Annotated in this window: 1 rRNA gene; it reads left to right on the forward strand. The window is 43.1% G+C overall.

Going from position 1 to position 439, the window contains the following annotated elements:
• The first annotated feature begins 318 nt into the window (after window positions 1-318).
• Window positions 319-433 (forward strand): 5S ribosomal RNA (rrf, locus tag H4J50_RS19145).
• Window positions 434-439: the final 6 nt, after the last annotated feature.

Raw genomic sequence — 439 nt, forward strand, 5'->3', positions numbered from 1 at the left:
GAGGCTTAACCATACAACACCCAAGTGGTTTTCACGTAACTGTTCCAGACAGTTACCTGACTTCCTCCATCCATGGAGGTCGTGTATGAAGTTTGACAAAAAGTGTAGGAATACACGCATCACGCATAACAATTGTGTGAATAAGAGATTTGGTAAATATTTCAGCTTTCTAAGATTATTATTTGTTAATCACTTGCGCAGGTAAGTGACGAATTGACAAAGCCGCAAATAAGCGTGACACGGAGTTGAGTTTACTCAATGAGTATCAGAGCGATTGTAGCAATGCCGTCAATTTGGCAGTTAACAAGCAAGTTTTTGTCTAGCGACAATAGCGACATGGCCCCACCTGATCCCATTCCGAACTCAGAAGTGAAACGTGTTAGCGCCGATGGTAGTGTGGGAGTTCCCATGTGAGAGTAGGACATTGCTAGGCTTCTAT

It is taken from the genome of Colwellia sp. 6M3, assembly GCF_014077595.1.
Lineage (GTDB): Bacteria > Pseudomonadota > Gammaproteobacteria > Enterobacterales > Alteromonadaceae > Cognaticolwellia.